Annotated in this window: 26 protein-coding genes; 15 read left to right on the top strand and 11 right to left on the bottom strand. The window is 69.6% G+C overall.

Annotated elements, in window-relative coordinates:
- Positions 1–105 precede the first annotated feature (105 nt).
- Positions 106–978 carry a sugar kinase gene (locus ACIBO2_RS04615; protein WP_358536929.1) on the bottom strand — a complete coding sequence of 291 codons (873 nt, stop codon included), beginning with the start codon at positions 976–978 and terminating at the stop codon, positions 106–108.
- 324 nt (positions 979–1,302) lie between these two features.
- Between ACIBO2_RS04615 and ACIBO2_RS04610 the strand changes: the two genes are divergently transcribed.
- Together ACIBO2_RS04610 and ACIBO2_RS04605 are read left to right on the top strand one after the other, a co-directional pair.
- Positions 1,303–1,908, top strand: a complete 606-nt coding sequence (locus ACIBO2_RS04610) for a hypothetical protein (protein ID WP_358536927.1) — start codon at positions 1,303–1,305, stop codon at positions 1,906–1,908.
- A gap of 153 nt (positions 1,909–2,061) precedes the next feature.
- Positions 2,062–2,769, top strand: coding sequence for a maleylpyruvate isomerase family mycothiol-dependent enzyme (locus tag ACIBO2_RS04605; RefSeq protein WP_358536925.1), 708 nt, complete (start codon positions 2,062–2,064; stop codon positions 2,767–2,769).
- A gap of 18 nt (positions 2,770–2,787) precedes the next feature.
- Here ACIBO2_RS04605 and ACIBO2_RS04600 read toward each other — a convergent pair whose 3' ends face one another.
- The 3 genes from ACIBO2_RS04600 to ACIBO2_RS04590 form a co-directional block, all read right to left on the bottom strand.
- Entirely contained in the window at positions 2,788–3,021 is a 234-nt protein-coding gene (locus ACIBO2_RS04600; RefSeq protein WP_358536923.1) for a DUF3040 domain-containing protein, read from the bottom strand.
- An 85-nt stretch (positions 3,022–3,106) separates the two neighbouring features.
- Positions 3,107–3,352 carry a type B 50S ribosomal protein L31 gene (locus ACIBO2_RS04595; protein WP_219526926.1) on the bottom strand — a complete coding sequence of 82 codons (246 nt, stop codon included), beginning with the start codon at positions 3,350–3,352 and terminating at the stop codon, positions 3,107–3,109.
- 28 nt (positions 3,353–3,380) lie between these two features.
- A complete protein-coding gene (locus tag ACIBO2_RS04590; RefSeq protein ID WP_397295379.1) occupies positions 3,381–4,142 on the bottom strand; it encodes an SDR family NAD(P)-dependent oxidoreductase in 762 nt (253 codons plus the stop codon).
- Positions 4,143–4,205: 63 nt separating this feature from the next.
- Between ACIBO2_RS04590 and ACIBO2_RS04585 the strand changes: the two genes are divergently transcribed.
- The 3 genes from ACIBO2_RS04585 (at position 4,206) to ACIBO2_RS04575 (ending at position 7,515) form a co-directional block, all read left to right on the top strand.
- Positions 4,206–5,378, top strand: coding sequence for an MFS transporter (locus ACIBO2_RS04585; protein WP_397295377.1), 1,173 nt, complete (start codon positions 4,206–4,208; stop codon positions 5,376–5,378).
- A 4-nt stretch (positions 5,379–5,382) separates the two neighbouring features.
- Positions 5,383–7,191, top strand: a complete 1,809-nt coding sequence (gene recQ / locus ACIBO2_RS04580) for a DNA helicase RecQ (protein WP_358536915.1) — start codon at positions 5,383–5,385, stop codon at positions 7,189–7,191.
- A gap of 117 nt (positions 7,192–7,308) precedes the next feature.
- Positions 7,309–7,515: a hypothetical protein gene (locus ACIBO2_RS04575; protein WP_358536913.1), complete on the top strand. Its 207-nt coding sequence runs from the start codon at positions 7,309–7,311 to the stop codon at positions 7,513–7,515.
- Positions 7,516–7,523: 8 nt separating this feature from the next.
- Here ACIBO2_RS04575 and ACIBO2_RS04570 read toward each other — a convergent pair whose 3' ends face one another.
- Together ACIBO2_RS04570 and ACIBO2_RS04565 are read right to left on the bottom strand one after the other, a co-directional pair.
- A complete protein-coding gene (locus ACIBO2_RS04570; RefSeq protein WP_357942381.1) occupies positions 7,524–8,120 on the bottom strand; it encodes a helix-turn-helix domain-containing protein in 597 nt (198 codons plus the stop codon).
- A gap of 36 nt (positions 8,121–8,156) precedes the next feature.
- Entirely contained in the window at positions 8,157–8,915 is a 759-nt protein-coding gene (locus tag ACIBO2_RS04565; protein ID WP_397295374.1) for a maleylpyruvate isomerase N-terminal domain-containing protein, read from the bottom strand.
- A gap of 224 nt (positions 8,916–9,139) precedes the next feature.
- On the opposite strand from ACIBO2_RS04565, the gene ACIBO2_RS04560 reads away from it, so the two are divergent.
- The 5 genes from ACIBO2_RS04560 (at position 9,140) to ACIBO2_RS04540 (ending at position 12,875) form a co-directional block, all read left to right on the top strand.
- Positions 9,140–10,768, top strand: coding sequence for a CocE/NonD family hydrolase (locus tag ACIBO2_RS04560; protein ID WP_397295372.1), 1,629 nt, complete (start codon positions 9,140–9,142; stop codon positions 10,766–10,768).
- A gap of 69 nt (positions 10,769–10,837) precedes the next feature.
- Positions 10,838–10,984, top strand: coding sequence for a hypothetical protein (locus ACIBO2_RS04555; RefSeq protein ID WP_358536907.1), 147 nt, complete (start codon positions 10,838–10,840; stop codon positions 10,982–10,984).
- A gap of 250 nt (positions 10,985–11,234) precedes the next feature.
- Positions 11,235–11,717 (top strand): hypothetical protein, encoded by a 483-nt coding sequence (locus ACIBO2_RS04550; protein WP_397295370.1) that lies wholly within the window; start codon positions 11,235–11,237, stop codon positions 11,715–11,717.
- A gap of 126 nt (positions 11,718–11,843) precedes the next feature.
- Positions 11,844–12,173, top strand: coding sequence for a hypothetical protein (locus ACIBO2_RS04545; RefSeq protein WP_358536903.1), 330 nt, complete (start codon positions 11,844–11,846; stop codon positions 12,171–12,173).
- 195 nt (positions 12,174–12,368) lie between these two features.
- Complete coding sequence (locus tag ACIBO2_RS04540) at positions 12,369–12,875, top strand: hypothetical protein (protein WP_358536901.1); 507 nt, start codon at positions 12,369–12,371, stop codon at positions 12,873–12,875.
- A gap of 30 nt (positions 12,876–12,905) precedes the next feature.
- Here ACIBO2_RS04540 and ACIBO2_RS04535 read toward each other — a convergent pair whose 3' ends face one another.
- Positions 12,906–13,715, bottom strand: a complete 810-nt coding sequence (locus ACIBO2_RS04535; RefSeq protein ID WP_358536898.1) for a lysophospholipase — start codon at positions 13,713–13,715, stop codon at positions 12,906–12,908.
- A gap of 75 nt (positions 13,716–13,790) precedes the next feature.
- On the opposite strand from ACIBO2_RS04535, the gene ACIBO2_RS04530 reads away from it, so the two are divergent.
- Positions 13,791–14,927 (top strand): NAD-dependent epimerase/dehydratase family protein, encoded by a 1,137-nt coding sequence (locus tag ACIBO2_RS04530; RefSeq protein ID WP_358536896.1) that lies wholly within the window; start codon positions 13,791–13,793, stop codon positions 14,925–14,927.
- Entirely contained in the window at positions 14,914–15,618 is a 705-nt protein-coding gene (locus ACIBO2_RS04525) for a PIG-L family deacetylase (RefSeq protein ID WP_358536893.1), read from the top strand. Before ACIBO2_RS04530 ends, ACIBO2_RS04525 begins: the two co-directional genes overlap by 14 nt.
- Here ACIBO2_RS04525 and ACIBO2_RS04520 read toward each other — a convergent pair.
- Positions 15,601–16,830 (bottom strand): RNA-guided endonuclease InsQ/TnpB family protein, encoded by a 1,230-nt coding sequence (locus tag ACIBO2_RS04520; RefSeq protein WP_397295366.1) that lies wholly within the window; start codon positions 16,828–16,830, stop codon positions 15,601–15,603. The two genes, ACIBO2_RS04525 and ACIBO2_RS04520, sit on opposite strands and share 18 nt — an antisense overlap.
- 137 nt (positions 16,831–16,967) lie before the next feature.
- Here ACIBO2_RS04520 and ACIBO2_RS04515 point away from each other — a divergent pair, with 137 nt between their 5' ends.
- The 3 genes from ACIBO2_RS04515 (at position 16,968) to ACIBO2_RS04505 (ending at position 20,462) form a co-directional block, all read left to right on the top strand.
- Positions 16,968–17,900: a methionyl-tRNA formyltransferase gene (locus ACIBO2_RS04515; RefSeq protein ID WP_358536889.1), complete on the top strand. Its 933-nt coding sequence runs from the start codon at positions 16,968–16,970 to the stop codon at positions 17,898–17,900.
- 38 nt (positions 17,901–17,938) lie between these two features.
- Positions 17,939–19,846 (top strand): NAD-dependent epimerase/dehydratase family protein, encoded by a 1,908-nt coding sequence (locus ACIBO2_RS04510; RefSeq protein ID WP_397295364.1) that lies wholly within the window; start codon positions 17,939–17,941, stop codon positions 19,844–19,846.
- A gap of 208 nt (positions 19,847–20,054) precedes the next feature.
- Positions 20,055–20,462 (top strand): ester cyclase, encoded by a 408-nt coding sequence (locus tag ACIBO2_RS04505; protein WP_358536884.1) that lies wholly within the window; start codon positions 20,055–20,057, stop codon positions 20,460–20,462.
- 8 nt (positions 20,463–20,470) lie between these two features.
- On the opposite strand, the gene ACIBO2_RS04500 is transcribed toward ACIBO2_RS04505, so the two are convergent.
- From ACIBO2_RS04500 to ACIBO2_RS04490, 3 genes are read right to left on the bottom strand one after another with little or no spacing between them, the layout of a single operon-like run.
- A complete protein-coding gene (locus ACIBO2_RS04500) occupies positions 20,471–22,372 on the bottom strand; it encodes a N,N-dimethylformamidase beta subunit family domain-containing protein (RefSeq protein WP_397295361.1) in 1,902 nt (633 codons plus the stop codon).
- Positions 22,369–23,613 carry a condensation domain-containing protein gene (locus ACIBO2_RS04495; protein WP_397295359.1) on the bottom strand — a complete coding sequence of 415 codons (1,245 nt, stop codon included), beginning with the start codon at positions 23,611–23,613 and terminating at the stop codon, positions 22,369–22,371. Before ACIBO2_RS04495 ends, ACIBO2_RS04500 begins: the two co-directional genes overlap by 4 nt.
- Entirely contained in the window at positions 23,606–23,845 is a 240-nt protein-coding gene (locus tag ACIBO2_RS04490) for an acyl carrier protein (RefSeq protein WP_358536879.1), read from the bottom strand. The genes ACIBO2_RS04495 and ACIBO2_RS04490 overlap by 8 nt, the downstream gene beginning before the upstream one ends.
- Between the last annotated feature and the right edge of the window lie 12 nt (positions 23,846–23,857).

Here is a 23,857-nt window from a genome sequence, read left to right as displayed (position 1 = left end):
CTGGTGTCCCTTGGGAGATACCCCCTTCGGGGGAGCGGGAGAAGACGGCCCGTCGTGGCGGCGGCCCCAAGAGAGGGACGCCCTCTTCGGGGAGAGGATGCCGCGCTAGATGTCGGCCCTGATGGGGAGGCCCTGCCAGTCGCTGGCGCTGGTCACCGCGGCGGCGCTCAGTAGCGTGCCGCGGTGCAGGCGCTCCGGCGGGGTCAGGCCGTCCAGGGCAGCGCTGATGTAGCCGGCCACGAAGGCGTCGCTCGCGCCCGCGGTGTCGACGATCGGCACCTGCAGGCCGGGCGCGTCGTAGCGCATGCGGTCCGCCCGTACGCTCGCGCCCTTCAGGCCGCGGTTCACCACGACCTCGCGCTCCGGCGTGAGCGCGGGCTTGACCAGGTCGAGCTCGTCCTGGCCGAGGAAGAGCAGGTGGGAGGCGCAGGCCAGCTCGCTCAGCACCTCTTCGGCCTCGCGTACCGACGGCCAGAGCTCCGGTACGTAGTCGACGGCGAAGGAGATGGCCACCTCGGCGGTCTTGGCCGCGCTCACGGCCGTACGGACCGCCTCCAGGGTGTCCCTGCCGAGTCCCGCCGTCAGGCCGGTGACGTGCAGCATCTTCGCGGAGCCGATCCGGTCGATGGGCACGTTGCCGGGCTTCAGGCTCGTACCGGCCGATCCGGTGCGGTAGTGCGTGAGGCGCTGCTCGCGGCCCACGCGCGCCTCCCTGAGCAGCAGTCCGGTGTGCGCGCCCTCGATGACTCTGACGTCCGCCGCGTCGACGCCCTCGCCTCTCAGCACGGTGAGGACCCTGGCGCCCAGTTCGTCGTTGCCGACTTTGCCCAGGTAGGCGACCCTGTGCCCGAGCCGGGACAGGGCGATGGCGAGGTTGAGCTCCGGGCCGGTGACGTCCAACCGGGCTTCGGTCTCATGACGTACCCGGCCACTGGACACGACCCCCAGTGCCTCGCCGAGCGTGTAGACGTCGGTCATGGCGCAGACTGTAGTCGGTCAGGGAATCACAAATCGGATTTTTTGGTAACGGTCCTGGTCAAGACCGTGATCAAAGATTTTCTGTAACTTTAGCGAACTTTTTCCCCATTTTGTGCCTCAAAGTAGTAGTGGAGGTTGGCTATCCCGAGCCGGCCTCACCGAAACGGGGATACGAGAGGAATCAGCACCCTCATGAAGAACATCGCTGTAGGACTCGTCTCTGCCCTTGTGGGCGGGACGCTTCTGATTTCGGGCGCCGGGGCCGCGTCGGCTACGACGAAGGCTCCGACCGTCGATATCAGGGACATTTCACCGAACCCGGTCGTGGTCAAGGCCGGTAGCGAGACGGAGGCCTTCTTCAAGGTCGACGCCAGCTCGGACGTCGAGAAGGTCCAGCTCAGTGTGGAGCCGGTCAACCCGCGCGCCCGCACTCTGAGGGCCAAGGACGTCAACACGGTCGAGAGCTGGCGCTTCTCCGTCCCGTTCAACGAGAACGACCAGGACGGCAAGTGGAAGGCCACCGCCCAGGCGTTCGGCAAGGACGGCAAGGTCGTCGACACCGACACCGCGTTCTTCGCCGTCGAGATCCAGCAGGGCAAGGCGGAGACGCGCATCTCGCGCTTCAGCGCCGACCCGTCGAAGGTCCGCAAGGGCAGGACCATCTGGTTCTCCGGCCGTCTCCAGGTCAACGACGACGACCGCTGGAAGGGCGTCCGCGGTGAGCGGGTCAGCATCTTCTACAAGGCCAACGGCTCCAGCGGCTGGAAGTGGGTCGCCTCCGACCGTACCGGCTGGAACGGCAAGATCGAGGCCCAGACGCGCGCCTACAAGAGCGGCCTGTTCAAGGCCGTGTACGCGGGCGACGATGAGCTCGAGGGCGCCACGAGCGGCACCGACTACGTGCGGGTCGTCCCGCGCTGGTTCCGCTGAACTCACTGACTCCGCTGAGCGGAAGCTCGGCTAGTCACATCTGAGCGGAAGCCCGGTTCCCGTATGGGGGCCGGGCTTCCGTCTTGTCCGGAGCTTGACCGTTCTGCGCCGCGCCTTTCGTGAGAGAGGACAGCCGACGGGTAGCTTCGAGGTATGGCTGATGATCTGTTGAAAGAGTTCGATCCGTTCGACGGTTTCGACGCGGAGGCGGCCAGGCTCGACCGCTTCTTCGCCGGTCTCGACGACGCCGGATGGGCGCGGCCGTCGCGCTGCGAGGGATGGTCCGTCCGCGATGTCCTGGGTCATCTGGCGGGTGAGGAGTTGTACAACCACGCCTGCCTCGACGGCAACGTACAGGATCTGCTGGCCCGCCTCGCCAGGGAGGGCGTCAACGGCTTCCACGACTTCAACGAGTGGAGCGTACGACAGCGCCGGGACATGCCCGTCGAACAGGTGCTGGCCGAATGGCGGACCGAGAACGCCGACACCCGGCGCCGCATGCGCGAGCTCGGCCGGGACGCCTCGCTCGACACGATGGCCGGCCCGTACCCGGTGGGGTTGCAGGCCTTCCACTACGACTCCGAGTACGCCACGCACGCCGACGACGTCGGCGCGCCGGTGACGGAGGAGGAGGCCGAGGGCCGGACGCGCTGGCGGGTGGCGGTCGGCCGGTTCGCCCTGTCGGAGCAGGAGGCGGAGGTCCAGGTGGAACAGACGGCCGAAGAGCGGGTCGTGGTACGCACGGACGGGTTGAGCGCGACGCTGTCGCCGACGGAGTTCGTCGAGGCCACGGTGGGGCGTCTGCCTGACGGCCACGATCTCGACCCGCGGATCGCCTCGGCCCTGAGGTGCCTGGCCTGAGGTCAAATGTGTGTTCGCTCAGGCGGTGATGACAGCTAGCACGAGCAAAAGTACGGCGATCACCGCGAGCAGCGCGAGCAGCCAGATGTGCGCCCCGGCCCACGACTGCATGCGCTCGCGGTAGGCCCCCGCGTCCGACCCTGTCTCGATCTTGTTGATTGCGGCTACCCGCCGCGCCATGTCGGGGTCTTCCAGCTCAAGTGCCTGCTCGATTTCCCCGAGGATGCGGCGTTCCCTTCCAGATAGGCTCATTCTGACCACCATCACTCCACGCCGGTGAAAGCCATGTACCCACTAGTAACCGGCACATGCGGGCTTCCACCGGCGGAAGTAGCGATCAGACCTTGCCGTAGCGCTGCTTGAAGCGCTCGACGCGACCGGCGGTGTCGAGGACACGTCCGCGCCCGGTGTAGAAGGGGTGGCTCGCCGAGGAGACGTCGACGTCGACGACCGGGTAGGTGTGCCCGTCCTCCCACTCGACGGTCCTGTCACTCGTCAGGGTCGAGCGGGTGAGGAAGGCGAACCCGACGCTCGGGTCGCGGAAGACGACGGGCTGGTACGAGGGGTGCAGGTTCTTTCTCATGGCCCTTGCAACCGTACGACAATGGTTTTCATTCCCTCGACTCTGGATCGAGTCCGAGTGCCGCGCGGCCGCCGTCCACCGGGAGGGTCGCGCCCGTGACGAAGGCGGCGCCGTCCGAGAGGAGGTAGGCCACCGCGTCGGCCACCTCGTCCGCCCCCGCGACCCTGCCGAGGGGGTGCAACCTGGCCATCTCCGCCTCGATTCCCGCCGCCACCTCGGGCGGCTGCGCGGCCAGGAACTCGGCGTACCTCTCCGTCGCCACCGAACCGGGCGCCACCGCGTTCACCCGGATGCCGCGCCTGCCGTACTCGACGGCTAACGCCCTGGTCAGGCCCTCGATGGCGGCCTTCGCGGTGGAGTACGGCAGGCTGCCGGGCACCGCTCTGCGCGCCTGGTGGGAGGTGATGTTGACGATGGCGCCACCCGTACCGGATTGGAGGAAGCGCCGCACGGCGGTGGCGCAGCCGACGACGGCGAGGTCCAGATTGACGGCGATCAGGGCGCGGATCTCCGCGGTCGTGGCGGTGTGCACGGAGGCGTCCCTGAAGACGGCGGCGTTGTTCACCCAGCCGGACAGCCGGCCCGCGCCCTGGGCGAGGTCGGCGGCCCGCTCGGTGACCGTCTCGTCCACCGCGTCGCCGACGACCGGGATCACCCGGGGGCCCGCCCAGTCCAGCGCGGCGGAATCGCGTTCGACGGCGACCACGGTGGACTCGTCCTTGAGGAGCCGTTCCACCACGGCCCGGCCGATGCCCCGGCCGCCACCTGTGACGACATAGGTGCGATTCATGTCACAGTGTCCATAGCTTGATGAACGGGAACGAAACCATTCGTGATCGCCTCGTCTGCTCGCTTGGTCGGTGCGCTGGCGATCACCCAGACCGCCGGATACGGCATCCTTTACTACGCTTTCTCGGTCTTCATCACCCCGATGGCTCGCGATATGCACGCGGGGGTCGCCGAGCTCACCGGCGCGATAACGCTGGCCGTACTCGTGTCGGCGCTCGTGGCGCCGCCCATCGGCCGCTGGCTCGACCGGCACGGCGGGCGGGGCCTGATGACGGCGGGCTCCGCGCTCGGCGCGCTGGCCGTGCTCGCCTGGTCCCAAGTGCACACTCTGCCCCAGCTCTACCTGGTCTGCGTGGTGCTCGGCGTCGCCTCCGGAATGGTGCTGTACGAGGCCGCGTTCGCGGTGATCGTCGCCTGGTTCGACGCGGCTCGACGCTCGCGGGCCCTGCTCGCCGTGACCGTCGTGGCCGGCTTCGCCTCCAGCATCTTCCTGCCCTTGACCGGCTTCCTCGTCGATCGGTACGGCTGGCGACAAGCCCTGGTCATCCTGGCCGTCGGATACGCCTTGACGACCGTACCCCTGCACTTCCTGGCGGTACGGAGCCGTCCCTCTTCCAAGGTCGTGGACCGGGGCGTCGTCGGGGCGGCGCTGCGGGAGCGGCCGTTCTGGCTGCTGGCGGCGGCGTTCCTGACGCAGACGGGCGCCGTGTCGGTCATGGGCGTGCTGCTGGTGACGTACCTGATCGCGCTCGGCCACTCGCCCCTCTTCGCGGCGAGCGTGGCGGGCCTGCTCGGCGTGCTGTCGGTGACCGGACGGCTGGTGACCACAGGACTGCAGGGGCGGTGGCCGGTCGCGCTGATCACCGCGACCGTGTTCGGGTTGCAGGGCGCCGCCGCGCTGCTGCTGCCGGTCGCCGGGCGAAGCGTGGCGGGCGCGATCTGCGGTGTGGTCCTGTTCGGGCTGGGGTTCGGGGTGGCCACGATCGCCCGTCCCGCGCTGCTCACCGAGCGGTACGGCACCAGCGCCTACGCGACGCTGAGCGGGGCCCTGGCCCTGCCGATCACCGTGGCCAAGGCCGTCGCCCCGCTGCTCGCGGCGGGCGTCGCGCAGCTGGCCGGGTACCCTGCGGTGATGGTGGCGCTGGCGGCGGCCTGCGGGCTCGGCGCTGTTTCCCTGGTGGCCTACGATCGCCGTGGGCGAACAGAGCGAACGGCCTCCGGCGAACACGTAAGGTAGCCGCATGGATACCCCCACCGAGGCTCTCCACCGCGTGTTCGGCTACGACTCGTTCCGGGCCGGGCAGCAGGAGATCATCGATCACGTCGTCGACGGCGGCGACGCGCTGGTGCTCATGCCGACCGGCGGCGGCAAGTCGCTGTGCTACCAGATCCCCGCGCTGGTCCGCGCCGGGGTCGGGGTGGTCATCTCGCCGCTGATCGCGCTGATGCAGGACCAGGTCGACGCGCTGACGGCGCTCGGCGTGCGCGCGGGGTTCCTCAACTCCACCCAGGACTTCGACGAGCGACAACGGGTCGAGGCGGCCTTCCTCGCCGGCGAGCTCGACCTGCTCTACCTGGCGCCGGAGCGGCTGCGGGTCGAGACGACGCTGCGGCTGCTGGCCAAGGGCGAGATCTCGCTGTTCGCCATCGACGAGGCGCACTGCGTGTCGCAGTGGGGACACGACTTCCGCCCCGACTACCTGGCGCTGTCGGAGCTGCACGAGCGCTGGCCGGAGGTGCCGCGCATCGCGCTGACCGCCACCGCCACCCCGGCCACCCACGCCGAGATCGCCTCGCGGCTCCGGCTGGAGCAGGCCCGGCACTTCGTGGCCAGCTTCGACCGGCCCAACATCCATTACCGCATCGCCACCAAGAGCGAGCCGAAGCGCCAGCTCCTCGACTTCCTGCGCACCGAGCACGAGGGCGACGCGGGCATCGTCTACTGCCTGTCGCGCTCCTCAGTCGAGAAGATCGCGGCCTTCCTGGTCGACAACGGCATCGCCGCCGTGCCCTACCACGCGGGCCTCGACAACCGCACCCGCGCCGCGCACCAGGCGCGCTTCCTGCGTGAGGACGGGCTGGTCGTGGTGGCCACGATCGCGTTCGGCATGGGCATCGACAAGCCCGACGTACGCTTCGTCGCCCATCTCGACCTGCCCAAGTCCGTCGAGGGCTACTACCAGGAGACCGGCCGAGCCGGGCGCGACGGGCTGCCCGCGTCCGCCTGGATGGCCTACGGGCTGCAGGACGTGGTCCAGCACCGGCGGCTGGCCATGGAGGGCGACGAGGCCCACCGCCGCCGCCAGGTGCTCCACCTCGACGCGATGCTGGCCCTGTGCGAGACGGTCGAGTGCCGCCGGGTGATGCTGCTCGACTACTTCGGGCAGAAGGACTCCAAGCCGTGCGGCAACTGCGACACCTGCCAGGCGCCGCCCGAGTCGTGGGACGGCACGGTCCCCGCCCAGAAGGTGCTGTCCACGGTGCTGCGGCTGCGCCGCGAGCGGGGGCAGAAGTTCGGTGTCGGGCAGATCGCCGACATCCTGCTCGGCAAGAAGACGGCCAAGGTGCTGCAGCACGGCCACGACTCGCTGAGCGTGTTCGGGGTGGGCGCCGAGTTGGGCAACACCGAGTGGCACGGGGTGGTGCGCCAGTTGCTGGCGCAGGGGCTGCTGGCCGTCGAGTCCGACTACGGCGCGCTGGTGCTCACCGACGCGAGCGCCGACGTGCTGCGCGGGCAGCGCGAGGTGCGGCTGCGCCGCGACCCCGAGCGGGCCGCGCGGGCGAAGACCGCCAAGACCTCCGGTAAGGACCGTCCCGTGGTGGAGCTGCCGGCCGATGCCGCGCCGATCTTCGAACGGCTGCGCGCGTGGCGGGCGGCGACGGCCAAGGAGCAGGGGGTGCCGGCTTACGTGATCTTCCATGACGCGACACTGCGGGAGATCGCGACGCTTTCGCCGTCGACGCTGGCGGAGCTGGGGACGGTCAACGGGGTGGGCGAGAACAAACTGGCCAAGTATGGCGAACAGGTTTTGGAAACGCTCGCGTCGTGACGGGTTCGCTCGTGGCGGGTGGCGGCTTGTGGCGGGTGGCGGCTTGTGGCGGGTGGCGGTGGCGGCTTGTGACGGGCGGTTAGTGGCGGATGGCGGTCTGCTGGTGGGCGGCCGTTAGTGGGGGCGACGGCCGCACGAAGATCGGCCGTCGCCACCACGCTGCTCGCCCTGGTCTCGGCGCTGGGCTTCACCGCCGCGTCGACAGGGCCGCACATGCACTCATCGGTCTGGTACGGCCTGGGGTACAGGGCCGCCCTCGCACTCATGCGCCGCTATCCGTACCCGCATCTCGGCCGGATCATCCGTCGGCGAACCCCTGATTAACGAACAGATCACCCATCAGTGCTCTGTTTCCCCACAGATGGGTGGATAGCGATGACCAGCCGATGGGGCCGCCCACCCTCGGCCTGTTCGTCGTGATACTTGCTGACCAGCGCAGTAACCACCCCGGACAGCTCCTCGGCGAAGGCGGCACGGTCGGCGGCTGAGGCGAAGCGGACCTCGCCGTCGATGCCGAACGTCGCCACCCGCCTCTTGGCCTTCGTGGCCCCGGTGATGAGGGCGCCCACGTCGCGCACCAGCCGAGCGGCCAGGGCGAGCAGCCAGCGGGCCGAGAGCTGGTCGGGGGAACGGGACGGGTCGGGCTGGACCGCCGACAGGGCCGTCGGCGAGATGACGTAGGAGGCGGCCGATGCTTGCATGACGCGTTCGGTGCAGTTGCCCTTGCGCCGCTCTTCGACGAGTTCGACCAGACCGTGGCTTTCCAGGGCTCGGAGGTGGTAATTCACCTTCTGCCTGGCCAGACCGACCTTGGCGGCCAGCATCGTGGCCGAGCCCGGCTCGGCGAGCTCGGCCAGCAGCCGGGCGCGTACCGGATCCAGCGACGCCTCGGCGGCGGCCGGGTCCTCGATCACCGCGACTTCGTACATGGCTCCACGCTGACACCGACAATTAATGCTGTCAAGCTACTTCCTGTTGTCAGCCCAGTGGGGGTCGCGGCCCAGGTAGGCGAGCAGACGGTCCTGAGCCGGGGCTCGGGGGGCGGCGTTCAGGGGTAGGGCGAAACGGGCCGGACGGTCGGCATCTGTGACGAAGAGCCGGGCCAGCGGGAGGAGCTCGGCCGCCACGTCGTCCGGGATGGGACGGGGGTGGCCGCATGTTTGGGCCACGTCCCAGGCGTGCACGGCCACCTCGACGGCGCCGACGGCGGACACCAGCGCGGCCGTCAACGGGCAACCGCCGACGGAGACCATCGCGTCCTTGGACCCCGCCCAGGCGCGGAGAAGGCTGGCGGTGCGGTTTCGCAAGCTGTCATGGTCATCGCCGTGACCGTCGCCGCCACCGCCGTGACCGTCATGTCCGCCATGACCGTCGCGTCCACCGCCGCCGCCGTCGCTGCCATCGCGTCCATCGCCGCAGTCATGACCGTGACCGTGACCATGGCTGTCGCCGTGGCGGTCGTTACCGTCGTCGCTCAGCGGGGGGACGAGGGCGACGTGTCCTAAGGCTGCGGCTTCCGTCAGTGCCGCGAACGAGTCGTTCGTATGTGCCAGCAACGTCCGTAGGTCCCAGCCACGGCACGGGGTTGGACGGTCCAGATCGGCGGACGTGACGAGGCGCAGGCAGCTCAGCGCGTAGTCGGAGGCCCGACCCAGCAGGGCGACCCCGCCGAGCCAGGCGTCACCGGCGGTGTCGGCGTGGGTCGTGGGTGGGGGCTTTCGCATATACGCCTCCTTCTCTTCTGTGCAGACAAGGCGGCGAGGGGAAAGTCACCGGCCAGGACGTGACGGTTCCGGTGGCCGACTTCGTGTGTGCGCGTGCGAGCTCGCTGACCCCACTGACCGCCCGCAGGCGCCTTGGTTCCGTTCAAGCAACATCCTTCTCACCAACAGCGACCGTTCCTTCCGCCCCAGAGCTCTACTCTGGAGGTCGAGCGGGAGGACTTCTCATGAGCGTGCTCGGCAGGCTGTTCGACAGGTTCCTCGGGCTGCCGGAGGCGGTGGTCGATGATGTGGCGGTCACTCGTGATCTGCGGGTCTCGATGCCCGACGGCGTGGCGCTGCTCGCCGATCGCTACCGGCCGCGCGGCGCCGGGCCGCTGCCCGTGGTGTTGATGCGCACGCCGTACGGAAAGCACCGGATCGACGCGAAGGCGTTCGCGAGCGTGCTGGTCAGGCGCGGGATGCAGGTCGTCGTCCAGAACACCCGGGGCGTCTTCGGCTCCGGTGGCCGCTTCCACGCCTTTCACCAGGAGAAGGACGACGGCCTTGCCACGGCGGCCTGGTTACGCGCGCAGCCGTGGTGTGACGGGCGGCTGGCCATGGCGGGGGCCAGTTATCTCGGGTACACGCAGTGGGCGGTCGGGCCCTACCTGGATCCGCCGCTGGAGGCGATGGGACTCGGGATCACGACCAGCGAGTTCGTCAGCACGTTCTATCCGGGCGGCGTGATGGGCCTGCACAACACGCTGGCCTGGTCGGCGCTGATCGGCACCCAGGAGGAGGCGCCCCTCGGCGGGCTGCTGCCCGACCCCCGACAACAGCGGCGCGTACGGCGGGCCATGGCGCACGTCCCCATCGGCACGTCCGACCTGGCGGCGATCGGCAAGCCCGTACCGTTCCTGCGCGAGGTGGCCGCGCACGCCGAGCCGGGCGACGACTTCTGGGCGGCCACCGACCACCGCGCGGCGGCGGCCGAGATGACCACGCCGACGAGCATGGTGACCGGCTGGTGGGACCTGTTCCTGCCCGCGCAGCTGCGTGACTTCACCGCGCTGCGGGAGGCGGGGCGGCGCAGCCGGATCACGATCGGCCCATGGGGCCATGATTCGGGCGCGCTGCGTGCCGTGCTGATCGATCAGGTGTCGTGGCTGTCGGCGTACCTGCTCGGCGACACCGCCCAACTGCACCAGGCACCGGTACGCCTCTACCTGCAGAAGGCCAACCGCTGGCTGGACTTCGACCAGTGGCCGCCCGCGGAGTCCACGCCCACTCCGCTCTACCTGGGCCACGGCCGGGGGCTCGGCTGGGAGGTGCCGGAAAAGAGCTCTTCTGACACGTTCGTCTATGACCCGGCGCACCCCACGCGGTCACCAGGCGGTCCGATGCTGTCCGCCCAAGAGACCGGACAGCGCGACAACCGGGAGGTGGAGCGCCGTTCCGACGTGCTCGTCCACACCACCGCACCGCTCCCCCGCGATCTCGACCTGGTCGGTCCGGTCTCGGCGGTCGTGCACGTACGCACCGACACGGGGCATGCCGACCTGTTCGTACGGCTTTGCGACGTCGATCCCGCGGGCGTCTCCCGGAACGTCACCGACGGCATCGTGCGCCTGCCCCAGGACTCGCAGAGTGTGACCCGGGCGGAGGTCGAACTCCACCCGACCGGCTACCGCTTCCGCAAGGGCCACCGCCTGCGGGTGCAGGTAGCAGGAGGCGCGTTCCCGAGGTTCGCGCGCAACCATGGGACCGGGGAGCCGGCGGCGGAGGCCGTGCGGACACGGCGTACTCGCTTCGAGATCTTTCATGGTCAGGAATATCCCTCCGCATTGATCCTTCCCATCCTCGGAAATAGATAAATGCCACAAATGCCCCTCCCTTACAGTCATGGTCAATTATCCGAGGCGAGAGGGAAGTAGCCTCTTAGCATGGATCCAGATCGTGGTCGTCACGAATGGGGCGATCGAGGCAGAAAACGAACAGTCATCACAGGCTGCCTGATGGTCTGCGGCATCGGCGCCATTATCTGGCTCATTGCCCTGGGCGTGATCTGGTATTTCTTTTTACGATCATAAAGCTCTCCCAGGGCCTTGGGGCGGACTGGGTGAAGGGATCTTCATGCTTGCGATGGGGCAGATGTCCCCGTGGCGGACGTCACTGCCCGTTGCGCTCGTGGCACAGGGTGGCGACTGCGGGCAGTCGCACGGTCAGTACGGCGGCCCGGCGGACAAGGCGCTGGGGATGCCTCAACGATGGTGACGCGAGCGGCTCACATCTCATGCATGCGGCGTTCGTGCCGGAAAAGCACTGGTCCAGGGAGCGGCCTTGAAGCCGAAAACCTATGTCGCCGCTGGCTTAGCAGTGCTGTTCGCTGCCTCGTTAGGCCTGCTCTATCCGGCGATCGGCGAATTCACTGGCTTCTACTGCGTTCCCCGCAAGCTTCACGACATCCGGCCGCCGGCGGATAGCGCCTCTCCCGAAGACACGGTAAGGGCCTACCTGCAGGCGGTCGTGGCGAGGGACATCGACGTCGCCCGCCGCTTGTCCACCCCAGAATTCGCCGATCGTGAGGAGTCCTTCGCCGACAGTGCCTTCTGCGACTGGACCGATATCACGGCCATGACGATCTGGCCGGGGCATCCGGATTCGGATGACACAGGCAGGTACACCACGGTTATACAGGTGTCCGTGAAACTCGAGCTGCAAAAGCGCGGTCGAGAAGCGTCTGATGATTTCAGCTGGGGTTACTGGCTCGAAAGAGAGTCGCCCACGGAGAGATGGCGCATTTTTGAATCGGGAGAGGAATAGGACCTTGACCGCTTCCGCGAGACGGGGCGCCGCCGGCTCCGGGCACTGATCGCGAAGGCATCCGGTGGAACGGGATGGAACGCCTTTCAGACGTAAGCCCCAACGATCGAAGCTCGGGGAGATCCTATGAAGTACCTGACCAAAAAGCTGCTGGTCGCGCTGGCTGCGACGACGCTGGCCGGTTCCGGCATCGTCGCGGGTGCCCTCGTCGCCGCTCTGCCCGCCTCCGCCGACGCCTCCACCAGCATCAACGCCGGGATCGGCGCGCTGTTCGACGGGTTCGGCAAGGGCATCGAGGAGGACGCCGCGCTCGCCAGCGCCGAGGCCGCTGCCAGGCAGAACGCGTTGAACCACGGGTTCACGTCGTGCGAGGTGTTCGAGTCGGTGACGTCCCAGGACGCGCGTTCGCATGTGTGGTTCGCGATCGTCACGGTCCGCTGCGAGGACGCGTCGTAGGGCGCCAGCTGAATACAGGTGCCAGCCGACTACGGGTGCAGCTGAGTACGGGCGTCAGCCGAGTATGGGCACCAGCTGGGTACGGGCCTCTCGCTCCATGGGCGGGAGGCCCGTTGGCCTTCTAAACCGCCGAACCTGAACCAGGAACCTCTTGCCGCTCTCCGGAGTAGGTGTCGTGAGAGCGAAGGAGGTTCGATGAGGCGGATGACAATCGGAGCGGTGCTCATAGTGGTCGCGGGGTGCGCCACGGGCGGGACCGGGTCGCCGAGACCGACTGAGGCCGGGACGCCGACCAGGGCGGAGACACCGGCCGTGTCACAGAAGCCGACGCCCGCCGCCACCAGGGAGGCGTGCCACGGGACGCCGCTGCTCACCTATCAGGACGGGTTTCCCGAGGTACAAGGCACCTCGCGGGACGCTGAGGTGTGGGGGCTGCTGTTCGCCCCGGTTCCGTTCAACCGGGGCAAGGAGGTCAAGATCGTGTGGCGGATGACCGGTGAAGGGCCGCTGAAGGTCACGGCCGCGCTGCCCGACGGCACCCGCGCGAAGCCCACGTTCGGTCCCGAGCAGCACGGGGGCTCGTCCTGGCGGCGGCCGGGTGAGGAGTGGGGCACGGGCTTCGTCTTTCCCAAGGCCGGCTGCTACCGGGTGAACCTCACGCGGACCCGCGGATCCGGACACCTGTGGCTGCCCGTGAGATGACTCCGCCGCAGGGCATCAAGGAGCGTGGAGTCAGTGGCCGAGGACGCGGTCGATGAACGTCGTGACGTCCGTCAGAACCTCGTCCCGGTTCGTCTCGTTGAACACCTCGTGCCGGGCATCGGGATAGATCCGCTCCGTCAGGTCGTCGCCGCGGATCGTCTCGATGCCGGTACGGCTTGAGGTCAGCGGCACGAGCTGGTCGTCGGCGCCGTGGATCCAGAGCGTCGGCAGGCTGCCGAGCGAGCCGCCCTTGGCGATCGTGGCGATCGTCGTCGCGAACGCCTCCAGCGTGGGCCGCTTGAACGGTCCGTGCCAGACCAGCGGATCCTCGGCGTAGGCGACGCCCACGGCCGGGTCGCGGGAGAGCGTGGCCGGGTCGATGGGGATGTCGGGCAGTTCGTCAAGGGCGAGCAGGACGGGGATCACCTCCCATTCGCCGATCACCGGGCCCGACAGTACGAGCGCGACCAGCCCGTCGCCGTAGCGCTGGGCGTAGCGGGCGGCGATCATGCCACCCATCGAGTGGCCGATCAGCACGACCGGTACGCGCGGGTGGTCGGCTCGGGCCTGTTCCTCCACGGCGTGTACGTCGGTGACCACGTCCTCGAAGTCCACGACCAGCACCCGGTCGCCTTCCGACTTGCCGTGGCCGACATGGTCGAGCCCGTACACCGCGGCGCCGTGCCGGACCAGGCTGTCGGCCACGTACTCGTACCGGCCGATGTGCTCACCGTACCCGTGGACCAGGATGGCGACGTAGCGCGGCTGCTCGTGGGGCCACTCGCGCACCACGTTCGCGGCGCGGGTGCCGGTGAAGGTGCGTTCCCTCGACGTGGCCATGTCACTCCCTGTGCCCGAATTGCGGCGAGCGTACGCCCGATCCGGCTGATCGGTCCAGGAGGCCTGCGCCAAACCATGAAAACTTGTGCCATGCGTGACAAGCGTGGCGAAAACTGTTTTAATCCCACGCTAGGTGCCACCGGGGCGGCACAGGCCCCGAGTGACCGTTTTTCCTCGAAATCACGGCTTCGTGGGAAAGGCAGGCCCGTGGGAGCTCCAAGTGGCGAAGTCATCGTCACGGGCGGTCTCGGTTTTATCGGCTCACATCTGGTGGACGCGTATCTCGCCGCGGGCCACCGAGTAATGATCATCGACTCCAACGCGGGTGCGGTGATCGACGGCGAGGACTACGACGCCGACCCTCGCTGCACGGTCGTCCGGCAGCGGGTGGAGGACTATCTGGCGGCGGGCGGCGACTTCGCGGGGGCCGATCGCGTCATCCACGCGGCCTCGTACGTCGGCCCCGCGAGCATCCTGTCCAGGGCGGGCCGGCTCGGCCACGACATCATCGGCAGCACCGCCCCTGTCATCGACGCCTGTATCCGGGCGGACGCGCCGCTGTGCATGTTCAGCTCGGCCGAGGTGTACGGCCGCAGCGGCGTGCTCGACGAGAAGGACGACATCGTCGTACCGACGCAGTACAACACCCGCATCGAGTACGCCATCGCCAAGACGCTGGCCGAGGCGATGGTCTCCAACAGCCGCCAGCACGGGCTGCGCGGGATGGTCATCCGGCCGTTCAACGTGGCGGGGGCGCGGCAGTCGCGGGCGGGCGGGTTCGTCATGCCCACGTTCGTCCAGCAGGCGCTGGCCGAGAAGCCGATCACCGTGTTCGCGGGCGGTGAGCAGGTCAGGGCGTTCATCGCGGCGAGCGACCTGACCGGGTTCCTCATCGACTACATGGACGCGGCGCTGAACTGCGATGACATCATCATCAATGTCGGCAACCCGGCGAACGCCGTCACCATCATGGAGCTGGCCCAGCGGGTGAAGGAGTTACTCGGCAGCCCGTCGCCGATCGTCAGCGTCGACGGCAGGAGCGTGCACGGGCCGTACTACGCCGAGGCCGAGTCGTTCCACAAGATCCCGGCGCTGCGGGCGGCGACCGACCTGGGCTGGCGGCCCCGGATCGCGCTCGACGAGCTGATCCTGAGCACCGCCGAGTACTATCGCGCCCGCGAAGACCGGAGGGCAGTGAATGCGCCGCTTTGACCGTGTGCTGGTGATCTCCCCGCACGCCGACGACGAGGTACTCGGCTGCGGCGGCCTGATCGCCGCGCAGGTCGAGGCGGGGGCCGAGGTCCACGTCCTGTATCTGGCGGTCGACGGCATGCGGCACTACGGCCTCGACGGTGCCACCAGCTATCGGCAGCGGCTGGCGGAGATCGAGGCCGTACGGGCCACGCTGGGCTTCTCGTACGACATCGCGTACGGCGACATGGACCTGACCGAGCGGCTGGACACGCTGCCGCGCAGGGAGCTGGTCGACCTGTTCGAGCGGACGCTGAACGAGCGGCGGCCCGACCTGCTCCTGCTGCCCAGCTTCGCCGACTACGACCAGGACCATCTGGCGGTGTTCGGCGCCGGGTTCGCGGCGGCCCGGCCCATCGCCCAGCAGTTCGGCAAGTGGCTGGTGCCGACCGTACTGCTGTATGAGATGTCGAAGATCCAGTGGGCCGCCGAACCGATGCCGCGATCGACGGCCTTCTGCGACATAAGCGCCTATATGGAACGCAAACTGGAGGCGCTGCGCGGCTACCAGAGCCAGCACCGGCCCTCCCCGCACATCAGGAGCGAGGAGTCGGTGACGGCGCTGGCGACACTGCGTGGCGCGGAGATCGGTGTCACGCACGCCGAAGCGTTCGGGGTGCTGAGGGAGGTCTTATCAACTACCACTGGCTGAATCTGGTGGTTTGCTCTCGCGGTCCCGTCTGGGTGAGGGGAGGCCGGTAGCGTGTGGCTGGTTGATGGCAGCCCAGTCCGCTATGCCGCGTGTGGCGATGTTGCGGGCTGCGATGTGGTCGGCGTGCCCAGCGAGGCCACACCTGGTGCAGACGAACCGGCCCCGCGCCGGCCGGTTCGCCCTGCTGATATGCCCGCATTCCGGGCAGGCCTGCGAGGTGTAGGCGGGGTCGACCAGGACGAAGGCGATCCCGGCTCGGGCGGCCTTGTAGCGGGTGAAGGTGATCTGCTGGGCGAATGCCCAGTTGTGCAGGGTGCGCCGCTGGAGCCGGTGAGCCCTTACCCGGCCGCGGATACCCTGAAGGTCTTCCAGGGCGACGCCGCGGCCGGTGCGTTCGGCTTCGCGCACCACGAATGTGCTGATTTGGTGGTTGAGGTCGGTCATCAGCCGGCGCTCACGCCCGGACAGGCGGCGCAGCACCCGCCGCGCCGCCGCCGTGCCCTTCTTCTGCAGGCGTCGGCGTTGACGGTGGCGCCGTTCTCGCAGGGTGCGGACGTGGCCGTTGCCGCCGATCGGCCCGGCCAGGGCGGGGCCGGGCAGCACCGCGCCATCGGAGGTGACCGCCAGGTTCGCCACCCCCTGATCCACCCCCACAAAGCCGCCGACCGGCTCACGCACCACCGGCTTCGCCAGCGTGACCGCGACCTGCAGCAGCCACACGCCGCGCCGGCAGACCAGGTCCGCCTCGCCGAGAGGCAGTGCCTCGATGGTTTTGAGGTCTTCCGGCCGGCCGGTGCAGGGGACGGTGACGCGGCCGGTGGGGGTCCACAGCGACACCGTGCGGGCGTCCCGGTTGAAGCTCATCAGCCGGGCGTCGTAGGGGACGGCGCCGTGGGCGCGGAAGATGTGGGCGCGTTTCTTGCTGGCGCGCCGGTTGGCATACGCGCCGGCGACCCGGGCGATCGCCCGCACGGCCGCTTGCGCACCCAGCCCAGCCACCTGCCCGCGCACCTCGTAGTAGGCCAGCCGATGCAACTCCACCACCGCGAAAGTGCGGTGCTGCCAGGCCAGGCGGGAGACGACGGTGGCCGCCTGATTGCACAACAGCACCGCCCCCGCCAGCGCCTCAGCCTGGACCGGGGTAGGCGTGAGCCGCAGTTGCACGATCGTGGGCAGGCCGTGGCGTTTGGTCGCGGAGCGGCGGATCGCCATCGCGCACCTCCTGTCACAGCTTCCTCACTCGCCGCACATATTACCGAACGTGACCGAGTCTTTCCATACTGTTTTCGAAAGGAGGGGTGGCGCTTCCTCCCGGCCCTGAAGGACCGGGTCTCCGCGCCACAATTCAGGTGAAGACGTTCGCGTTCGCCACGGGCATGGAGTTCGCCGCACCCGCCGTGGACGTACTGGCCGCGCAGGGCACTCCCCCGTCGCTGCTGATCGGCTACCCGCCCAAGCTGCAGCACCGCTCCGGGTACGCGCCGCTGCGGGAAGCGTCCGAGAAACACGGGATCCCGCTGCTGGAGACCGCCGACATCAACGACGGCGAGGCGTACGAGCGGGTCAAGGAGATGGACCTGTTCGTGATCGCCGGGTGGTCGCAGCTCGTACGCGAGCCGCTGCTGTCGGTCTGCCCGCTCGGGTCCATCGGCCTGCACCCCACCCGCCTGCCGGAGGGCCGAGGACGCGCCGCGCTGCCGTGGACCATCATCAAGCGGCTCACGACGAGCGCGGTGAGCCTGTTCTTCCTCGACGAGGGCGCCGACACCGGGGACCTCATCGCGCAGCGGGAGTTCACGATCAGCCGCCGCGACGACGTCACCGAGGTGTACCGCAAGGTCACCGAGATCAACATCGAGCTGCTCGCCAAGTACGTGCCGCTGCTGCTGGCGGGACAAGTGGTGGCACGACCGCAGCCCCCGGGCGGCTCGTGGTGGGACAAGCGCCGTCCGGAGGACGGGGTGATCGACTGGTCCAAGCCGGCCGACGACCTCTACGACTGGATCCGCGCGCTGGCCGCGCCGTATCCGGGGGCCTTCACCTTCGTCGGTGGCCGCAAGCTGTTCGTGCACAGCGCCGACCTGATCGAATACGGCGGCCAAGAGCCGCCCGGCAGCGTACTCGCGCCCGTCTGGTCCACCGGCGTCGCCGGAGTGCTGGTGGCGTGCGGCTCGGGGCTGCTGGTCGTCCGCGAGGTGCAGTGGGACGGCGGGAAGCGGCGCGACGCCCTTGACCTGCTGGAGTCGGGCGAGCTCGCGGTAGGCGCATGCCTGGGCACGTGAGGCCGATGCCTGGGCACGTGAAGTTGACCGGGGCTGTGATGGCGCATCCCCAGCGTAGGGAGGCGGCCGTCCGGCTGGCCGGTGGCGTCTTCGACGTCGTCACCGATCCCGATCCGGCGGGGCGTCCGTCGGCGTTCCGTACCTCGCTGCTCGCCTGGTCCAGCATCCCTTCGGACGCCACGCACCATCTGCTGCTGCATGACGACATGGTGCTTTCGAGAACGTTCTTCGAACGCGCCGAGAGTGCCGCCCGCGCCCTGCCGCACGCCGCGCTCGCCCTGTTCGCCTTCTGGAACTCGCGCAACGGCGCCGCCGTCCGGCAGGGCGCGCTCGCCGGGGCGCGGTGGGTGCCGGGGGCCGGTGAGTACACGCCGGTGGCGGCCCTGCTGCTGCCCAGACAGGTCGCGGGCGGGTACGTGGAATGGGCCCGCGACCGGGGCGACACCTGGCCCGACGACGTGCTCATGGGGCGGTACCTGCGTCAGGCGGGGGTGCCCGTGTTCGTGGCGGTGCCGAGCCTGGCCGAGCACGAGGACCTGGCGAGTCTGGTGGACAACGACTTCCAGGGGCTGCGCCGCTCTTCCTGCTTCTTTGCCGACGACCCGCAGGGCTCCTACCCCGACGACCCGCAGGGCTTCTCTCCCGACGGCTCGCAGGCGGGCCGGTCCTCCGAGGAGATGGTGCTCGGGGAGCTGCCGGTGATCCCGTTCTTCAAGCGTGGGGTGGCCCAGTGCGCCGTCCGCGTCCCTGGGACCGGGCGGTGGCGGGACATCCGCTGCGAGGACTACCTGGCGGGGCTGGGCATCGACGCCGAGTCACTGCGGACCAGGGCGGCGACCCGGCACTGGCCGCTCTGGCTCACGGCCTACACAATGGGCATCGTCCACGGCTGGACCGGTGGAAAAAGTGCCCCGGATGTCGCTGGGGACAACGCCGATCCGCGCGGTGTGGACCCGCGCGTGCTGGACCGTGGTGACATGCGTGGCGGGATGCGTGCCGACCCGCGCGTGCTGGACCGGGCGCTCGCCACGATGGGTCCTGGCGGGCTCTGCCATGAGCTCGGGGCCCGGGAGCTCGCCCGGCTCGCGCCCGAGTGGCATGAGGCGGCCCGCGCGGGCCTGGAGGCGGGCTTGGCCGACCGGCCCGGACACCGTCCCCGGGCCTTCGCTGACCGCCCTGTGGTGGCTCTGACGGGTGCCGACACGTTCGTCCGCGACCACCTGGCGGGCGCGCTCGCGGACCACGGCTACCGAACGGTCGGTCCCAAGGCGGGCGCCGCCGTGGTGGTGCACGTCTGCGCGCTCGGCTGGGACGAGGACGCCGACCCGGAGGAGGAGCTGCGCCTGGCGCGAGCGGCCTTCGCCGACGCACGCGGCGGCGTCCTGCTCAGCTCGTGCGCCGTCTACGGGGACGGAAAGCACGCCCCCTCACCCACGCTCGGGGATGCCGCTCCCTCCCCACCACTCGCCGGCGCGCCCGCTGCCACGCCGCTGGTGCGGGCCATACGGCAAGTGGAGGAGGCGGCGGTTGGCGCCGTGGTGCTGCGGTTGGGCGAGCCCTACGGGCCCGGGATGCCGCAGCGGGGCGCGGTCGCGGAGCTGGTGCTGCGGTCGTCGCTCAACCGTCCCGCGCCCGTCACGGGCCCTCCCGCGCAGTTGGTGCACGTCCAGGACGTCGCTCGCGCGGTGCTGGCGGCGCTGGTGGGGAATCCGGTGTCGCGGGTGTTCAACATCGCCAACCCGGAACGACTGAGCATGCGGGAGCTGGCCGAGGCGGTGTCAGGGGCGGTGCGGCCGCTGGACGTCGAAACGTCAGACGACCCGCCGAAGCCGCCGATCGATGTTGAGCGGGCCGCCGCCGAGCTGGGCTGGCGGGCGAGCGTGACACTGGACTACGGGCTGCACACCTGCGCCCAGTGGCTGGCCTACGAAAGCGACCGCCCGTAGAAGCGGTCTACGAAAGCCACCGCTCCCAGAAGCGGCCCTCGTGAGTGACCGTCCGTAGAAGCGGCCTCCGTGCGATCCCCGGCGACACGCCCCGTCCAAGACCCGCCCCTGCAGACGCTCGCCGCCTAACCTGCAGAAACAGAGTCGTACGAAGATTCACTGTCCGTAGGACGTGACCGGCCGTCGCCGACCAACTGTACGGAGAGACATGACCTACGAAGCCAACCTTGCCGCCCAGCAACGCTTCGCCACCGCGGTGATGAGCGGCGACTTCGCCATCTTCGACGAAGTGGTCGCGCCCGATGCCGTGGACCACGATCCCGCCCCCGGGCAAGGGCCGGGTCCCGACGGTTACAAGGCGATGTTCGGCGAGATGCGCGCCGCGTTCCCAGACCTGCGCGTCGAGGTCGAGCACCTGATCGCCACCGATGACGAGCTGGCCTTCGCCTACACCATCAGCGGCACCCACCTAGGCGACCTCATGGGACATCCGGCCACCGGCAAGAAGGTGAGTTACCGCGGCATGCAGATCAGCCGCTTCGCCGACGGCAAGCTGGTGGAACGGTGGGGCAGCAGCGACCAGCTCGGCATGCTCGGCCGGCTCGGTCTCCTCTGACCCCACTCTCACCGCCAGGAGAGGCCGGTCCCCGGTCCGGTGCCGATGAGTCGTCCGGCGGAGGCGGCGAGGACGGTGTGGCCCTCGGCCGGGCCCAGGTCCTGCCAGGCGGTCTCGTGTCGCTCAGCGGGTCTGGTCAGGATCCGGTCGGCGGAGGCGGCGAACAGGCGCCCGTTCATCGCGGTCAGGCTCACCGCGCCCCCGGCCGAGCCCGCTCGGGACCAGTCGTGGGTGTCCAGGCGCCGGATCGGGAGGTGCCACAGCTCGCCTGCCGATGTGACGGCGAACAGGCCCTCGTCCACGGCGGCCAGGCCGGTGGTGCCCTCGGGGGCCCGGCTGACGTCCTGCCAGGTGGACCTGGTCAGGACGGGGTCGCGATAGCGGATCGTGCCGTCGGGAGCCACCCCGTACAGGCCGGCGGGTGGGCCGCCGTGCGCCTCCCGAGGGGCCGCCAGAGCGATCACGTCGGTCTCGTCGATCACTCGCCATGGCAGGTTCTGGCCGGAGATGTCGCGGACGGCGAGTGTTCCGTCCGAGCAGGCGGCGAAGAGCCGGTTGTCGCAGGCGGCCAGCGCACGCGTCCCGTGGGCACCATCACGCGTGCCACCGGCACCATCACGCGTGCCGCCGACACCATCACGCGTGCCGCCGACACCATCGACGCCATGAGAAGACGGCTCGCGAGGAGATGGGCAGGTTGGGGCGGGGCCGATCGGGTCCCAGGTGGGTGGGTGGCTTGGGGGGTGGGACAGGCGGTCGAGGATGTTTCGGGTGATTCTGTCCAGGACAGGGTCGTGGAGGCTGTTGCCCCAGTTGATGGTGCCGGCGTTGAAGACGGTCCCCGCGCCGAGGCGGTGTACGCCCATCGTGGCCGCGCCGCCCTTCCCGTACCGGCGCCAGTGGCTCAGGTCGGCCGTGGCGAGGACGACGAACGACGGTGGCGTGCCGTCGCGGCCCGTCGCCCTCGGCACCCCGTCCACCCATTCGAGGTCGGCGGCGTCCGTCTCGTAGCCGAGCGCGCCCGTGCCGAAGGTGTCGCCGTCGGCCAGCCCGGTGCCGTCGAACACCCAGTGGCCGGCGAAGCGGGCCGTGTACGACTCGTGGGCCATCACCCGTGAGTCGACCCAGCAGCCCGCGCCGTTCCGGAAGGTGAGGCCGGTCAGGGTGTTCTCCGGGCGGTTGACGGGTTCGCTGGGCCATTCGACGGTGGCCCGGCCGGGGTCGGTGGCGGCGAGGGGGTCGGCGACGGCGTCGCGGTAGCAGACCATCGTGCGGAGGTCGTCCTCGAAACGGACCTGCCACCAGCAGGTGTTGCCGGAGAATATGGCGATATTTCCACCGGCCCGCGCGAACGCCTCCACCGCGTCCCGCATCTCCCACGACCAGTACTCGTCGTGCCCGTTGATCACCAGCAGCCGGTAACGGCTCAGCAGGTCGAGACCGTCGTGCAGGTCCAGCCCCGAGCAGTAGTCGACCGGGTAGCCCGAAGGCCCGAGCCACCGCAGCAGCCCCAGCTCCCACTCCTCGATCTGCGGCCCCGCCCCCGGCCGGTCGAAGCTGACCTTGACCGCCCGATCGGGCTGCTCGGCCTGGTAGAGCCCTTCACCGGGCACGCCGGGCCGGTTGTAGGCCTCCCAGGTGGGAAAGGGGATCGCCACCATAACCGGCGAAGCCGGCACAGCCGCACGTACGACGAAATATGCGGACTCGGCGCCCAGAACGGCGCGGTAGAGCGAGCTGGGCCAGTCCGCGCCCACCTTCAGCGTCCAGGTGTCGCCCTCGGCCGTGTCCCGGAGCATGACCCGCCCCGACGGCACGTCCTCGACGGTGATCGGGCCGCCGCCCCCGAGCAGGTGGAACCGGAGCGACTCCCCCTGCGCGCACGACGTGGCCGCCGCGTACAGGCTCATGCGAACGCCGCCTCGACCAGCGTCGACTCCATGTCGTACAGGAAGCGTTCGATCCCCGGCGGCGCGAGCAGCCCGGTGTCGGCGTACAGCGACACCTCCATCCGCCCCGGCTCGCCGCCGACGTGCAGCCGGAAGTCGCAGATGTTGCGGTCCATGGTGTCCGTCCAGACCAGGTCGGTCCGCTCCATCGAGGCGCGTACGGCCCGTTCGTCCAGACCTGTCGCCTCGTCGCGCTGCACCAGCCGCTGGTCGTTGAAGCAGCCGAACGACCTGATCCCCGGCCCCATGTCCGACACCGCCTCCTCCATCGCGTACGGGTCGAACTGGGCCTGCCGGTAGGCCCGTAAGGCCACTTGCCAGCCCTGCCGTACCAACTGCCCGAAGTCCGGCGTACGCAGGTCGAGCAGGACGAGCCCCTCCTGCGAGATCGTGGAGACCACGTCGCGGCGCTCGGCCGCGAACCGGTTGTTGACGATCACCCGCATGCCGCAGAACCGCTGGCCCGTGAGCCGCCCGGCGAGCCGGATCGCGGCCGTGAGCAGCACCGTCGAGGAGCTCACCCGCTCGCGGGCGGCCACGGCCTGCGCCGCCGCGGCGATGGCCGCGGAGGTCATCGTGGCCTCCCAGAAGCGGGGGCGCCGCGGGACGTCCGCCAGGGTCACGGGATCCATCCGCCGATATTCGGCCGTCCAGAAGGCCAGAGCCTCGTCGGACGTGCGCTTGCCCTCGGCCGAGCGCTGCCACTCGGCCAGTTCGCGCGGCGTGGCGCTCTCCGGCGGGGGCAGCGAGTCGCGCAGCAGGAGCAGCCGGAAGTCCTTCACCAGGAGATCGGCCGCGTGCCCGTCGGCGGCCAGATGGCAGAGCACCAGCACGACATGCCGGACATAGTCGCCGGTCACGAGGAACGCCACCCGCAGCGGCCACTCCTCCCAGTAGTCGAACGGCTCGCTCGACAGCCGGTCGCACACCACCTGAGCGGATTCGTCCGTCACCTCGACGTACGGCCGGGCGATGGGCGAGATCCGCTGCCGGGGGCAGTCGCGCGGCCCGCTGAGCCGGGTGCGCAGCGCCTCGTGCCGGGCGACGAGGTCGTCCAGGGCCTTGACGGCGCGTTCGACGGTGACGGGCCGCTTCGGCGCGGCGAAGATCCGGCCGATGTTGAGATAGTGCTCCTGGGGCCGCGCCGCCACCACGGCCCGCCAGATGTCCTGCTGCCCCCAGGTCAGCGGCGACTCAAGCATGGAGCCGTAAGTAGTCCACCAGCTCGTCCAGGCTGTCGGCCGAGGTCATGTCGAGTTCGATGCCGAACTCCGCCTCCACCGCGTCGATCAGCCTGAGATAGCCGAGCGAGGTGACGCCGAGATCGGCCAGCCGGGTCTCCCCGGCCAGCACGTCGGCGGCCTCGACCGCGCCGTCGGTGGCCTCGGCCACCATGTCCGCGAGGCGTCCGCGTAGATCCCCGTCCGTCTGCACCTGGCGAAGCCC

The organism is Nonomuraea sp. NPDC050022, from assembly GCF_044460705.1.
Taxonomy (GTDB): domain Bacteria; phylum Actinomycetota; class Actinomycetes; order Streptosporangiales; family Streptosporangiaceae; genus Nonomuraea.
Note: the sequence above shows the minus strand (reverse complement) of the source record. Positions and strands in the feature narration are given on the sequence as shown.

Bases quoted from the DNA above. Each gene is read 5' to 3' on its own strand.
- ACIBO2_RS04530 (WP_358536896.1), top strand. From the start codon at position 13,791: ATGAAAACTTGTGCCATGCGTGACAAGCGTGGCGAAAACTGTTTTAAT.
- recQ (WP_358536915.1), top strand. From the start codon at position 5,383: ATGGATACCCCCACCGAGGCTCTCCACCGCGTGTTCGGCTACGACTCG.
- ACIBO2_RS04560 (WP_397295372.1), top strand. From the start codon at position 9,140: ATGAGCGTGCTCGGCAGGCTGTTCGACAGGTTCCTCGGGCTGCCGGAG.
- ACIBO2_RS04510 (WP_397295364.1), top strand. From the start codon at position 17,939: ATGGCGCATCCCCAGCGTAGGGAGGCGGCCGTCCGGCTGGCCGGTGGC.
- ACIBO2_RS04505 (WP_358536884.1), top strand. From the start codon at position 20,055: ATGACCTACGAAGCCAACCTTGCCGCCCAGCAACGCTTCGCCACCGCG.
- ACIBO2_RS04540 (WP_358536901.1), top strand. From the start codon at position 12,369: ATGAGGCGGATGACAATCGGAGCGGTGCTCATAGTGGTCGCGGGGTGC.
- ACIBO2_RS04535 (WP_358536898.1), bottom strand. From the start codon at position 13,715: ATGGCCACGTCGAGGGAACGCACCTTCACCGGCACCCGCGCCGCGAAC.
- ACIBO2_RS04545 (WP_358536903.1), top strand. From the start codon at position 11,844: ATGAAGTACCTGACCAAAAAGCTGCTGGTCGCGCTGGCTGCGACGACG.
- ACIBO2_RS04525 (WP_358536893.1), top strand. From the start codon at position 14,914: ATGCGCCGCTTTGACCGTGTGCTGGTGATCTCCCCGCACGCCGACGAC.
- ACIBO2_RS04565 (WP_397295374.1), bottom strand. From the start codon at position 8,915: ATGCGAAAGCCCCCACCCACGACCCACGCCGACACCGCCGGTGACGCC.
- ACIBO2_RS04595 (WP_219526926.1), bottom strand. From the start codon at position 3,352: ATGAGAAAGAACCTGCACCCCTCGTACCAGCCCGTCGTCTTCCGCGAC.
- ACIBO2_RS04555 (WP_358536907.1), top strand. From the start codon at position 10,838: ATGGATCCAGATCGTGGTCGTCACGAATGGGGCGATCGAGGCAGAAAA.
- ACIBO2_RS04520 (WP_397295366.1), bottom strand. From the start codon at position 16,830: ATGGCGATCCGCCGCTCCGCGACCAAACGCCACGGCCTGCCCACGATC.
- ACIBO2_RS04590 (WP_397295379.1), bottom strand. From the start codon at position 4,142: ATGAATCGCACCTATGTCGTCACAGGTGGCGGCCGGGGCATCGGCCGG.
- ACIBO2_RS04615 (WP_358536929.1), bottom strand. From the start codon at position 978: ATGACCGACGTCTACACGCTCGGCGAGGCACTGGGGGTCGTGTCCAGT.
- ACIBO2_RS04495 (WP_397295359.1), bottom strand. From the start codon at position 23,613: ATGCTTGAGTCGCCGCTGACCTGGGGGCAGCAGGACATCTGGCGGGCC.
- ACIBO2_RS04500 (WP_397295361.1), bottom strand. From the start codon at position 22,372: ATGAGCCTGTACGCGGCGGCCACGTCGTGCGCGCAGGGGGAGTCGCTC.
- ACIBO2_RS04570 (WP_357942381.1), bottom strand. From the start codon at position 8,120: ATGTACGAAGTCGCGGTGATCGAGGACCCGGCCGCCGCCGAGGCGTCG.
- ACIBO2_RS04600 (WP_358536923.1), bottom strand. From the start codon at position 3,021: ATGAGCCTATCTGGAAGGGAACGCCGCATCCTCGGGGAAATCGAGCAG.
- ACIBO2_RS04605 (WP_358536925.1), top strand. From the start codon at position 2,062: ATGGCTGATGATCTGTTGAAAGAGTTCGATCCGTTCGACGGTTTCGAC.